The organism is Olleya sp. KKT75 (assembly GCF_055635485.1).
Window position 1 is genome coordinate 592,602 of sequence record NZ_CM145759.1, and the last position, 12,576, is coordinate 605,177.

Annotated in this window: 9 protein-coding genes; 1 reads left to right on the top strand and 8 read right to left on the bottom strand. The window is 32.8% G+C overall.

Going from position 1 to position 12,576, the window contains the following annotated elements:
• Positions 1-123: 123 nt before the first annotated feature.
• The 4 genes from ACZ2G2_RS02685 to abc-f all read right to left on the bottom strand — a co-directional run bounded on the left by ACZ2G2_RS02685 (position 124) and on the right by abc-f (position 7,748).
• Positions 124-1,440 (bottom strand): TolC family protein, encoded by a 1,317-nt coding sequence (locus tag ACZ2G2_RS02685; RefSeq protein ID WP_470393838.1) that lies wholly within the window; start codon positions 1,438-1,440, stop codon positions 124-126.
• Positions 1,430-4,627, bottom strand: a complete 3,198-nt coding sequence (locus tag ACZ2G2_RS02690) for an efflux RND transporter permease subunit (protein WP_281846922.1) — start codon at positions 4,625-4,627, stop codon at positions 1,430-1,432. The genes ACZ2G2_RS02685 and ACZ2G2_RS02690 overlap by 11 nt, the downstream gene beginning before the upstream one ends.
• Complete coding sequence (locus tag ACZ2G2_RS02695; RefSeq protein ID WP_090837661.1) at positions 4,627-5,763, bottom strand: efflux RND transporter periplasmic adaptor subunit; 1,137 nt, start codon at positions 5,761-5,763, stop codon at positions 4,627-4,629. The genes ACZ2G2_RS02690 and ACZ2G2_RS02695 overlap by 1 nt, the downstream gene beginning before the upstream one ends.
• Positions 5,764-5,843: 80 nt before the next feature.
• Positions 5,844-7,748 (bottom strand): ribosomal protection-like ABC-F family protein, encoded by a 1,905-nt coding sequence (gene abc-f / locus ACZ2G2_RS02700; RefSeq protein ID WP_090837663.1) that lies wholly within the window; start codon positions 7,746-7,748, stop codon positions 5,844-5,846.
• Positions 7,749-7,857: 109 nt separating this feature from the next.
• On the opposite strand from abc-f, the gene ACZ2G2_RS02705 reads away from it, so the two are divergent.
• Positions 7,858-8,262 carry a DUF983 domain-containing protein gene (locus tag ACZ2G2_RS02705; RefSeq protein WP_470393841.1) on the top strand — a complete coding sequence of 135 codons (405 nt, stop codon included), beginning with the start codon at positions 7,858-7,860 and terminating at the stop codon, positions 8,260-8,262.
• Here ACZ2G2_RS02705 and ACZ2G2_RS02710 read toward each other — a convergent pair.
• The 4 genes from ACZ2G2_RS02710 to porL all read right to left on the bottom strand — a co-directional run bounded on the left by ACZ2G2_RS02710 (position 8,259) and on the right by porL (position 12,568).
• The gene (locus ACZ2G2_RS02710; RefSeq protein WP_470393843.1) at positions 8,259-9,299 is read right to left on the bottom strand and encodes an NAD(P)/FAD-dependent oxidoreductase; all 1,041 of its coding nucleotides are present in this window, start codon (positions 9,297-9,299) and stop codon (positions 8,259-8,261) included. The two genes, ACZ2G2_RS02705 and ACZ2G2_RS02710, sit on opposite strands and share 4 nt — an antisense overlap.
• A 106-nt stretch (positions 9,300-9,405) precedes the next feature.
• Positions 9,406-10,305, bottom strand: a complete 900-nt coding sequence (gene porN, locus ACZ2G2_RS02715; protein WP_090837668.1) for a type IX secretion system ring subunit PorN/GldN — start codon at positions 10,303-10,305, stop codon at positions 9,406-9,408.
• A 42-nt stretch (positions 10,306-10,347) separates the two neighbouring features.
• Positions 10,348-11,886, bottom strand: coding sequence for a type IX secretion system motor protein PorM/GldM (gene porM / locus ACZ2G2_RS02720; protein ID WP_470393845.1), 1,539 nt, complete (start codon positions 11,884-11,886; stop codon positions 10,348-10,350).
• A gap of 46 nt (positions 11,887-11,932) precedes the next feature.
• Positions 11,933-12,568: a type IX secretion system motor protein PorL/GldL gene (gene porL / locus ACZ2G2_RS02725; RefSeq protein ID WP_272021946.1), complete on the bottom strand. Its 636-nt coding sequence runs from the start codon at positions 12,566-12,568 to the stop codon at positions 11,933-11,935.
• Positions 12,569-12,576 lie beyond the last annotated feature (8 nt).

Below are 12,576 nucleotides of genomic sequence, written 5' to 3' on the forward strand. Positions count from 1 at the left end.
TCGATTAAGTGCAACAAAAATTAACATTTAACTGAATTAATGATGTATTTAAACGAAAAACACTAAAACAATATAAAATCATTCTAGTGTTATCGATAAAATACTATGCTAATATCCAGCAATTTAGAACTCTACATTAAGTAATTCTCCACTTAATTGTAATAAACTAAGCTCTGCTAACTTGGCTTGATACTTGGCTTGATTTCTACTTAATTCTGCATTTAGTAAATTAAGTTGTGCCTGTCTAAATTCGATTGAATTGACTTGACCAATTTTAAATTTTTCTTGTGTACGTTCAAAATTACTTTGAGACGTTATTATATTCTGTTCTTGAATATTAAAGATATTTAACTTGTTTTCAAAGTCTTCCCATGCATTCTCAAAATCACGAGTAATGCCAATTAAAATATTTTCTTTCTCTAGTTTTTGAGTCTCTAAATTAACCTTAGCATTTTTAACGCTAGTTATTGTACTACCACCATCAAACAGATTCCAACTTAAACTCAAACCTCCAGACAATCCTGTGTTTGTACTTACTGCAACAAAAGACGCTGCATTGTTATTGTTTTTATTCCAACCATAAGTCCCATTTAATCCTACTGTTGGCAAATAACCAGACTTACTAGATTTGATACTTAATTGACTTATAGCAATATTTTTCTCTGATTGTAGCAATGCCACATTTCGTGTTATAGCTTTATCAAACAAGCTATCCTTTTTAAATTGAAGTGTAAAATCAACAGCTGTGCTTACTGAAAAGTCATAACTTAACGCATTACCTAATACCACATTTAAATCACGTTTAGCATTTTTTAAACTCTGATAAGATGAAATAATATTAATACTATCATTATTAATATCTACTTCTGCATTCAACACTCCAAGTTTTGTGTTTTGACCGTAATCAAATTGATACTGTGCGCGTACCAATCTATCTTTAGACACTTCTAAAGTTTCTCTTAACGCCTCTAAATTCTCCGATAACTGTGCTACTGAATAATATACAGAAAACAGCTGAATTACTGTGTTTTCGATAGTTTCTCTAGCCTGCAATTCTGACAATTGGTATTGTTCTTTAAGACTTTTATAATTATAACGTCTACCCAATCCATCAAAAAGTGTATAATTTAAACTCAAAGATGCATTATAACGATCACTTTCTGCACCATTTAAAACAGTTGATGTTCCGTTAGAAAACTCAGCTTCCGTATTATCTAAATTATAAGTTGCACCCGCACTTCCTGTAAGTGTTGGTAAATATCCCGAATTTAAAATACTAGTATTATTATCGGCAACTTCTACTGCATTTGCAGCGATCTTAATACCGTAGTTATTCTCTAAGGCTAATTTAACAGCTTCTGCCTGTGTTAAAACAGTTTGTGCCTTAACAATTGAAGCACAACAAAATATTGCTATAACTACACTATATTTAATGTTCATTTTCTTCATTTTGTTCTTTAATAGCACGTTCAACTTCTTCTTTAGTTACTTCCTTACCTGTAGATAACCACTTTACTTTCTGCTTTATAGTATTACTAAAAGATAAAAATAAAGGCAACACTAATAGCGTCAAAATAGTCGCATAAGCAATACCAAAAGAAATAGAAATAGCCATTGGTTTTAAAAATTGTGCCTGTCTACTCTTTTCTAATAATAAAGGTGCTAAACCGGCAATAGTAGTTAGAGAGGTTAAAAATATAGCTCTAAATCTAGATTTACCAGCTTCAGACAAAGCCAAATCAAAGGTCATACCTTCCTTTAAATTAGTATTAAACTTACCTATTAATACCAACCCGTCATTAACCATAATACCAATTAATGCTATTATACCTAATAATGATAAAATGTTTACAGGAAATCCTAATAACCAATGTCCCCATGCAACTGCGGTTAAACTAAAAGGTACTAACAGTAATAATAAGATAGGTTGACTATAACTTCTAAAAGTAAAAGCTATCGTGATGTATATTAGTAATAGAATAATACCACCTGCACTTTTTATTGAGCTAGACAATTTGCTAGCTTCTCTATTTTGTCCTTCAAAAGATGCGGTAATTGTAGGATATTTAGCTTGTAAATTTGGCAGAAAAGTTGTTTTAATATCATCTAAAATATCGGTACTACTTGTGCTAGGATCTTTTAAATCTGCAGACACTCTAATTTCTCTTAGTCCTTCTAAGTGATTAATAGCAACATCTCCTCTAACAATAGAGTAATTAGCAATATCCTTTAAATTAACACGCTCTCCGATGGGTGTTAAAATTCTCATATCATCTAAATCGTTGATTGAGTTACGGTTTGGTCTATCATATCGTACCCAAACTCTAATCTCATCTTGTCCACGTTGAAAACGTTGTGCTTGCGAACCAAAAAACCCAGAACGCACCTGAGCCATAACAGTACGTAAGTCTAACCCTAAAAGGTAAGCGCTTTCTTTAAGCTGTAATCGGATTTCTTTTATACCTGCAGGATCATTATCCTCGATATCTTTTAGCAACGGATTAGATTCTAAGTATTGCTTTAATTCTAATTTGGACGCTTTAAGTTCGTCAATATTATTTCCTAATAATGAGACCGACACAGGACTACCACCAAAGTTTCCTCCTGAACCAAAAATTAAACGCTCCGTTCCAATCACAGGACCAACCAACTCTCTTAATCTATTGGCAACCATAGAAGACTTTATCGCATCAGGACGTTCTTCTCCTGGCAACATATTTAATCTAAGTGATGCACTAGAACTACTATTAATTGTTAGGATTGTATTTTCGAATAATTTTTTTCCTGTTCCTTTTAAATATTTATCACTCAATTCTTCATTAACAATAAATGATTTTTCTTCAATTAAAGAAATAATAGAATCTGTTACTTTTACATTAGTCCCATTAGGCATTTCTAATGTAATAGACACACGGTCACTAGCTACACTTGGGAACAAAGTAACACCAATAACACCACCACCCATTGCTCCAAAGGTTAAAACCAAAAGCGCAACAAAAATCCCAACAGACAATATCTTAAATTGTAGAACAAAATCTAATGTTGGAGAATAGATACGGTCTCTTAAAAAAGACATTAACCTATCTCCCGCTCTATTTATAAATCTCATCTTAGCAAAAAACTGCTTTATTTTAGAAGGATTTTCTTCTTCTACAGGAGGTCTTAATGCTTTAGAATGTGCTAAGTGAGCAGGTAATATAATTAATGCTTCTACAAGAGACACTACCAATGTTAATATAACAATGACGGAGACCTCACTAAAAAACTCTCCAATACGACTATCTAAAAATAAAAATAAAGAAAATGCTAATAAGGTTGTTATAATAGCCGAAACCACAGGAGGAATCACTTCCATTGTTCCATCAATTGCTGCTTGCTTTGGCGACTTTCCTTTTTCGTAATGTTGGTAAATATTCTCGGCAATTACAATACCATCATCCACCAAAATACCAATAACAATAATCATCCCGAATAAAGACAACACATTAATGGTAACATCAAATTGTCCTGCAAAAATAAACATCCCTAAAAATGATATTGGCAATCCAAAAGCTACCCAAAATGCTAAACGCATGTTAAGGAAAAGGGATAAAAACACCAACACTAAAATCATCCCAACAATAGCATTCTCCGTTAATAAATCGGTACGTTGGTTTAAGGTTATTGATAAATCACGTACAACATTTAACTGCGCATTATTATGTTTTTGATTATACGTTTCTATGTAGGCTTTTACTTTTTCTGCTGAAGAAATTAAATCTTCATTATTTGTACTAGTAACAGAAATGTTAACTGCCAATTGCTGATTAAAGTAGGTCGCATTTGGTGTTTCAGAAAAACGGTCTCTAATAATAGCAACATCCTTCAAACGAATCACTTTTCCGTCTGCCGAAGCTTTTACAATAATATTAGACATCTCGTCTCCGTAGTACTCCTTATTATTGGCTCTAATTAAATACTCTTCAGCATCTGTTTTAATAGTTCCTCCTGTCACTAATATATTTGAAGCGCTAACCGCATTTGCAACATCTGCAAAAGTCAAATTATAAGCTAGTAAATTACCTTCGTTAACTGCAATTTCAATTTCTTCTTGAGGGTAACCAGAAACGTCTATCTGAGAGACGCCATCAATAGCACGTAAATCGTTTTCAACTTGACGCCCTAATTGTTTTAATGTTGCTAACGGGATGTCTTTTCCGCTTAAAGCGAAAGAAATAGTTTCCCTAACCGCTTCCTGCTTGGACACAACCAGAGGTTCCATTCCTGACGGAAACGTTGGCACTCTGTCCACTGCATTCTTTACTTCCAATAGCATGAAATCTAGATTTTCATCTTTCTCAATCTCTACTGTAATGGTTCCACTATTTTCTCGTGATACTGAAGTCACACGGTCTACACCTTTTAATCCTTTTAAATTTTCTTCTATTTGAAGTACAATACCTTCTTCAATTTCTTGAGGAGAAGCTCCTGGATAAGCAATACTAACATTGATTATTTTAGAATCAGTCAAAGGGAAGAAGGACGATTTTAAAGACGAATATCCAATAACACCAAACACAGCAAATGCTAATATAAATACATTAACTGCTACATGGTACTTGATAAAATAAGTTATTATTTTTCTCATTATTCCGCGCTATTGTTAGATTTAGATTGCTCTACAAATGGCTGAACTAACATACCTGAATAGGCACCTGGCACTGGTCTTTTTAAAATAACAGTTCCGTTTGGAATATCTTTTAAAACTACTTTAGTATCTGAGAAATGAATCGCCTTTGCAGGAATCATATCTAACAAGCTGTCTCTAACTACAAATATTTCTTGATTATCCGTTAACAGGTTTCTGTCAATCTCAATTGCATTTTCAATACTTTTTGCATTTAAACTAGCTTCTAAATACATACCTTCTTTTAGGTTAGCATCCTTTACTTCAATAAAAGCAGTAATGGTTTGCGTAGTTGCATCAATACTTCCGTTTACACGTGAGACTTTACCCGTATAAGTTTCTGTTTTATCTAAATTAGTTAAGCTAACACTTTCGCCTGCTTTTAAAATATTAGCAAAACTTTTACTAATAGCAACCTCCATCTCATAAACCGAAGGATTAATAAACTCTCCTAATTTTTGTCCACTTCTAATTAAAGAGCCTTCCGTTACCAAAGCTTCTGTTAAGATCCCTGAAAAAGGAGCAGAAATAGTGTACTTAGATAAACGTTGTTCTAGATTTTTTACATTGTAATAATTGGTAACAATACCACGACCAGTAATAAAATAGTTTTCTTTATCAGAAGTCATTTCTGGTAACTTTGGTGTGGTTTTATTTAAGTCGAAACCACTTAAGTAAGATTGCCATTTTTGAAACACATCTGGAAAATCCAAACGTAAATCAGGCATTATAGCTGCTATAGAATTATATAAATTACTTTTTGAAGATTGTACACTGGCATAATACTCTGATGCATCCACACGAATTAAAGTCTGTCCTTGACGATAATTTTGACCAGGTTTAAATAAGTAACTACCACTTCTAAATATCCCTTGTACTTCAGAATATAACTCAACACGTTGCTTTGCGGTAAGATTACCATTTGATGCTATAACAATAGGAACTGTTGTATTTTGAACAGTATCTGTAAACACTGTTTTTATAACTTTAGAAGCTACTGGTTTAGGTTTCTTTTTATTTGCTATTAAATTTTGAGCAATATAAAAGGAAGCAATAATAAATAAAACACCTAAAATAGATAGTATAATTTTGCGCATGAACTTGGTTTTGATAGTATGACCGCAAAATTAGACTTTAGTTTAGAGGGTAAACGTTAAAAAAAACCTAAAAGAACCGATTAAAACGCCTCTAACTGTGTCGTTATGTCTTCCCAATCTTCCATTAACTTAACTAATTGATCCTTTTTAGCTTGATAGTTTTCAAAAAAGTTGGGTTTGGCTACAACTTCATCATAGTTAGCTGCCATTTCTGCATCTATAGTTTTAATCTCTTTTTCAATTTGACCAATCTTAGATTCGCAATTACTTAATCTGTTATTTAAAGATTTTTGCTTTTTCTGGTCTTCGTATGATTGCTTAGGAGATTCTTTAGGTTGGCTTTTTATTATAGTACGTTTTTCTACCTCACGTAAATTCTCAACATTACGTTGCTCTAGGTAATAATCCACATCTCCTAAATACTTTTTAATGTTTCCATCTTTGAATTCAAAAACAGTATTAGTTAACCCTTTTAAAAAGTCTCTATCATGCGACACCAATATTAACGTTCCTTCAAAACGCTCTAAAGCATCTTTTAATACGTTTTTAGATTTAATATCTAAGTGGTTTGTCGGCTCATCCATTATTAGAACATTAAAAGGTTGTAACATTAATTTAGCAAGCGCTAAACGGTTACGTTCTCCTCCAGATAATACTCTAACGTACTTCTCTGCTTCTTCACCTCTAAATAAAAACGACCCTAATATGTCTCTAACTTTACTTCTGTTAGTTTCATTTGCAGCATCAATCATTGTATCTAACACCGTTTTACTACCGTCTAGATATTCGGCTTGATTCTGCGCGAAATAACCAATCTGTACATTATGCCCTAGCTTTAATTGGCCATCATGCTTTAAGTCTCCCACCAATATTTTAGCTAAAGTTGACTTACCTTGTCCGTTTTGTCCAACAAATGCTGTTTTAACATCACGCTCAATTAATAAATCAACACCAGATAATACTTGATTCTCTCCATAGTTTTTAGAAACATCTTTAGCCTCTACTACTATTTTTCCTGGCGTAATTGAAACCGGAAAATTTAAAGTCATCACGCTATTATCATCTTCGTCAACCTCAATACGATCAATTTTGTCTAATTTTTTCATTAAAGACTGCGCCATTGTTGCTTTACTGGCTTTAGCTCTAAACTTTTCGATTAACTTTTCAGTCTGCTCAATTTGTTTTTGCTGATTTTTTTGAGACGCTAATTGTTGTGTTCTAATTTCTTCTCTTAGTACTAAATATTGGGTATAAGGTTTTGGATAGTCATAAATACGACCCAAACTAATCTCGATAGTACGATTTGTAACGTTATCCAAAAACATCTTATCATGCGATACAATTGCTACCGCTCCAGCATAATTTCTTAAAAAACCTTCTAACCAAATAATAGATTCTATATCCAAGTGATTGGTCGGCTCATCCAGAAGCAATACATCATTATTCTGTAATAACAATTTTGCTAATTCAATACGCATACGCCATCCACCAGAAAAAGTATCAGTCAATTTCTCAAAATCTTCACGTTTAAAACCTAAACCTTGTAGTATTTTTTCAGTTTCACCTTGATAATTATAACCACCAAGAATCTCATATTGATGTTGAATATCACTAACCTCCACCATTAAATCATGATAGGCTTCACTTTCGTAATCCGTACGTTCTGTTAACTGCGTATTGATATATTCAATTTTAGCTTCAATCTCCTTTATCTCTGTAAATGCTTGATATGACTCCTCAAGTACAGTTCTTCCTAATACAAAATCAATATCCTGCTTTAAAAATCCTATTTTAAGTGTTTTATCTGCAGCAATTTGACCCGAATCTGGCTCAAGCTCTTTAGATAAAATTTTAAGCATAGTAGATTTACCTGCACCATTTTTACCGATAAGCCCTACTCTATCTCCATTTCCTAATTTAAATGTGATATCTTCAAAAAGGTATTCTCCTTGAAATGAAATTGATAAATTATGAATATTTAGCATGAATTGTGACTTATGTTACTTAAAATTGAAAGAATAAAACTTAATTTTGTTATTGAAGTGACTTACTTCAACACTGATTTTTTTTGAATTGCAAAAGTACACATTTATTATGTTTAAAAAAGGCTCTAGATTATACTCAATTTTTACAGGCGTTTGTCCGAAGTGTCATGAGGAATCTATGTATACCGATACCAACCCATATCACGTTAGTCAACTTTTTAGTATGCACGAGCGTTGTAGCCATTGTAATACTAAATATAAGATTGAGCCCTCTTTCTTTTACGGCTCTATGTATGTTAGTTATGGCGTAGGTATTGCGTTTGCAGTTGCTGCTTTTATTATTAGTTATTTCTTTTTGGGAAGCACACCTAATATTGCATTTATTGCCATTGTTATCACTTTAATTGTGTTCTATCCGATAATAGTAAGACTTTCTAGAAATATTTGGATCAATATTTTTATGAGCTATGACAAAGTATTGGCTGCTAAAGCGAAGAAGAAAACTACTAATTAGAAAAAACGGCTACAATCAATTTCTTGATCAAGTGGTACATTTTTTTCTATAAAATCAAATAACTGATTGGCCACAAACGGAGCAATCATAACGCCTCTTGACCCCAAACCATTAAATAAATAGACGTTTTGATTAGTATGATGCCTTCCTACTAAAGGTTTTCTATCTTTTACAGTTGGTCTGACTCCCGCTACTTGACTAACCACTTCAAAATCACAATCGACAAATGTTTTTAGCTTATCTAACAGCATATCCTTTGCATCCTGAGTAATTGTGTTGGTTTTGTCTTTCTGCTCGTAAGTAGAGCCCACGCGATACATATCATCTCCTAAAGGAATAACAAAGACACTAGACTTTAACACGTAGTCTAGTTTTAAATCTGGCGCATGGATAGTTAAGAGTTGCCCTTTAGTACCACCTAAAGGTAAATCTTTAAAAAAGGGGTTTTGTTTTATACCAAATCCTTCTGCAAAAACAATATGTTTAGCAGTAATAGTTTTGTAAATAACACTACTATCTTCGATAACTAAGTCTGCATGATTAAAGCTATCTGTTACTAATAAATTATGTTCTAAAAGGTAACCTTTATAGCTTTCGCTTAATTGTTTTGTATCTAATCTTCCGGTATGTAAAACTTCACCTAACTTAAAATCTGCATTAACTTTAGGATTAGTATTTTCAAATAAGGATGTATTTAAAAATGGTTTAAGCCCGACTTTATCTGACGCCGCAAACCAATTATTTTGTTCTTCTAAAGAGGTAAATCTTCGTTTGACAGGTATTTTATAATCAAGACTAACGCCTAACTTATCTTCCAATTTTTTATAAACTGGTAAAGCAACTTCTAATTGTGCTTCACTTTTCCAAACTGGCGTAAAACGTTTTAGCGTTACAGGGTTATATAATCCTCCTGCAACAATTGACGACTGCTGCGAACCATCATCAAAAACAACAAATGTTTTATCTTGTTCTTTCAGTTTTTCACAAAAAGAAATACCCGCTAAACCACAACCTACAATTATATAATCTACATTCATATTACAAAAATATACTATCTAAGCGGATTTCTCATTACTGTAATAAAACAAAAAAAACGCTCACTATAATAGTGAGCGTTTTTTAAATATTTTAAACTTGATTCTTTTAGTAAGACCACATGTCCAACTCAAAGTTTCTAATTTTTTCTTTAATTCTTTCAGATTCCATTAACTGCATTAATGCATTTTCTGCCACATACTCTTCAACCTTACGATCTCCAAATACATTTTCCTCTTTATAGATAACACTATTAAAACGTCTAGAGTTTAAAATGTGATCAAATGAGAATGGCATAGCACTATTCTTAGCGTTAAACGCTTTTGCTTCATGCAATACATCTCTTGCGTCTGGAAAGAAAATCCAGAATAAAGGAATAGGCTCTTTATTTGCTTCATCATTAGAGTTAACATAGTTAACATCTGGTGCAGCAGGAGCTAAACCTAATAACCTGTACTTTAATTCACCTTGGCGCTTATCAAAATACCAAAGACCTTTAATTAAATAAGCAGAAACATCGTAAGACGAAATAGTTGTAGTTGTAATATATTCTGGATCTACATATCCATCAGCATTTAACTGATCGTATCCAATATCCATTGTATCTACAGCAGTTCTAATCTGAGCTAATTCACTTTTAGTACGTCTTCCAGTAAAATAAGAATCGTTATAAACGTTTTCAATCTTACCTTCATCAATAGCCTTAGTTAATACATCAAATAAAGAACGTCTTTCGCTTCCAATATTATTTGTATCCACAGGATAGTATAAAGGAAAGTTTACACGCTCGTCTAAGATAACTTTTTCCCAAGTCATTTTAGCAAACATAATATCTCTATCATCAACATAACCATATTCTAAAGGTTTGTCATTATCCAACGCTTTTTGTTCTGCTGTTCTAACACCAATCTCTGAAGGAGATTTAGCATTAAGAATATTAGATTGCGCAACTGATTGAGATGCAAAACACACTCCGAATACAACTGCTAATAAAGATTTATAATTCATCTGAAAATTGTTTTTTAATATTTTATTAATCAAATAATTTGATTAGTTAGCTACTTCAATAGCTATTGGACTTGCTGGCTTAATTCTTGGTCCTCCTGAAGACTTAGATTTAATATCAAATATTTGAACAGCATCTCCACGTCTTGCTTTTCTTAAAGCAGCTTTAGCTTGACCATTTAATTTGTTTCCAGATACGTTAACAGTTGCCTGTCCAGGTATCTTGATTTTAAATGATGTTACTGTTAATGGTAAATCAAAATCAAAATCTTCTAATTCTGCTTTAATTGTTCCAATTTCAATGTTATTTCTAGGTAAAGATCCTTCAGACTTCCCAGCAATAGTACCAGAAGGTTTTGGAATATCTTTAATTCTAAACTTAGCATTGTCTGACACTTTAGAACCATCAGGTAATGTTCCTGTAACGTTAATAGTTACTTCTTTACCTGTTCCAGGTGTCATTGTATACTTACCACCACCTCTAGATGTTAATCCAGAACCTGATGCATTTACTTTATTATCCGGTACACCTGCAAAAGATATAGTCATTGGGTTAGAAACCCCTCTGTATACTACATTCATTTTGTCTGCAGAAATAGTTGCTGCATTAGGCTTAGGAATTACTGCATAAGAACTTGAGAATGGTAATGTAATGATAGAATCTCCTTCTTTAAATTGAAACTCTCCAGAAATTTTTTGCTCACCAACTCTACCTGCAGGAAACTTTAAAAGTGTTTCTCCAGCTTTCATTGCGTCAGCACCTAATTCCTTACCATTTACGATTACCTTATCAGCACGTAATGTTTCATCCTTTTTCCCTAAAACAATCTTACCTGTAAACTGCTCTCCGTTAAAGAAAGCTGTTTTATCAGCTACTACAATTGCTTCAAAGTTTGTTAAAGATGCTTCTACTTTAAGCTTTCCAGCTAGCATAGAAGATAACATCTCTGCTTCTGTTGTTTTAATATCAGACTGTAATTGCGTCATTTTAGTCATAGAAGCTACTAAAGGGAAACCTTTATAATGGTAATCTAACCATTCTAATTTTTTTCCTTCGTTGTTAGTTTCTTGATCAGTAGAAAACTTCTTTTCTACATCAGCAACGATATCTTTAAGATCTGCATTTTCTCCTAACACTTTTTTAACACCTTCTCTATAAGCTGCTATCTGTGCTAAAAATTCATTTCCATTAGGAGTAATTTTATCTCCGTTAAAGAAATACTCATCTAACCAAGCTGTACCATCCATTGTTTCGTAGTTACTTGGATCTTTAACTGTAGCCATCATTTCACCTTTCAAACCTTCTAAATAAGTACTTAAAGTATTACCTAAAGTTGTGATTTGATCAGCTTCTGCCTTTAAAGGCGCGTATTTAGCTGGTTGCTCAGACACTTTGTCTGCTAAACCTTGCATAAATTGTGCATTACGCACATCTGCCGATTGGTTGTTGTCTATTAACTTTGCATTCATTAAACCGAATGCTGATAATACTTCTTTTGACATATTCATTGCAATCATTGCAATAAATACTAAGTACATCAAGTTAATCATTTTTTGTCTTGCGGACTGTTTTCCTCCTGCCATTTCTAATTAGTTTTAGTTGTTAATATTAGTTGATATTAATCACTAATTAGTTTTTGTTCATTGCAGATAACATTCCACCATATACTCCATTTAAAGAAGATAAGTTAGACGCTAAAGATTGCATTTGCTCTTTTAATTTACCTGCATTTTCAACAGCTTCTTCATTAATTGATGCTTGACGACTAGCGCTTTCCATCTGTACTTTATAAAGACTATTTAAAGACTCCATTTGAGCAGCAGCTAATGTCATTTCTTCACCATATTTTTTAGTTGCAGCCATAGAATCTACAGTAGGAGAAATTCCTTTTGCAGCTCCTTCGAAGTTTTTAATGCTTTCACCTAAGCTAGCCATTAATTCTCCATCTATTTTTGCGTCTTTTAATAAGTTGTCTAATTTTTTAGATAATAAACCTTCAGCATCTTTTGGCTCTTCTTTAGATTTCTTAGCTCCTAAAGACGCTCCTCCTGCTAATTCAGGATAAACTAATGACCAATCTAATTCACCACCTTGCTTTTCGAAAGCTGAAATAGTAAATACAATAGCTTCTACAATCATACCAATAGTTAAGATTAAAGAACCATGAGGCCAGTGTTGAATTTTAAATAAAGCTCCAATAATTACAATTGCTGCTCCTAATCCGTACACCATGTTCATTGTTGAAAGTTTTCCTTTTTGTGCCATAATTTCTA

Bases quoted from the DNA above. Each gene is read 5' to 3' on its own strand.
- ACZ2G2_RS02685 (WP_470393838.1), bottom strand. From the start codon at position 1,440: ATGAACATTAAATATAGTGTAGTTATAGCAATATTTTGTTGTGCTTCA.
- ACZ2G2_RS02690 (WP_281846922.1), bottom strand. From the start codon at position 4,627: ATGAGAAAAATAATAACTTATTTTATCAAGTACCATGTAGCAGTTAAT.
- ACZ2G2_RS02695 (WP_090837661.1), bottom strand. From the start codon at position 5,763: ATGCGCAAAATTATACTATCTATTTTAGGTGTTTTATTTATTATTGCT.
- abc-f (WP_090837663.1), bottom strand. From the start codon at position 7,748: ATGCTAAATATTCATAATTTATCAATTTCATTTCAAGGAGAATACCTT.
- ACZ2G2_RS02705 (WP_470393841.1), top strand. From the start codon at position 7,858: ATGTTTAAAAAAGGCTCTAGATTATACTCAATTTTTACAGGCGTTTGT.
- ACZ2G2_RS02710 (WP_470393843.1), bottom strand. From the start codon at position 9,299: ATGAATGTAGATTATATAATTGTAGGTTGTGGTTTAGCGGGTATTTCT.
- porN (WP_090837668.1), bottom strand. From the start codon at position 10,305: ATGAATTATAAATCTTTATTAGCAGTTGTATTCGGAGTGTGTTTTGCA.
- porM (WP_470393845.1), bottom strand. From the start codon at position 11,886: ATGGCAGGAGGAAAACAGTCCGCAAGACAAAAAATGATTAACTTGATG.
- porL (WP_272021946.1), bottom strand. From the start codon at position 12,568: ATGGCACAAAAAGGAAAACTTTCAACAATGAACATGGTGTACGGATTA.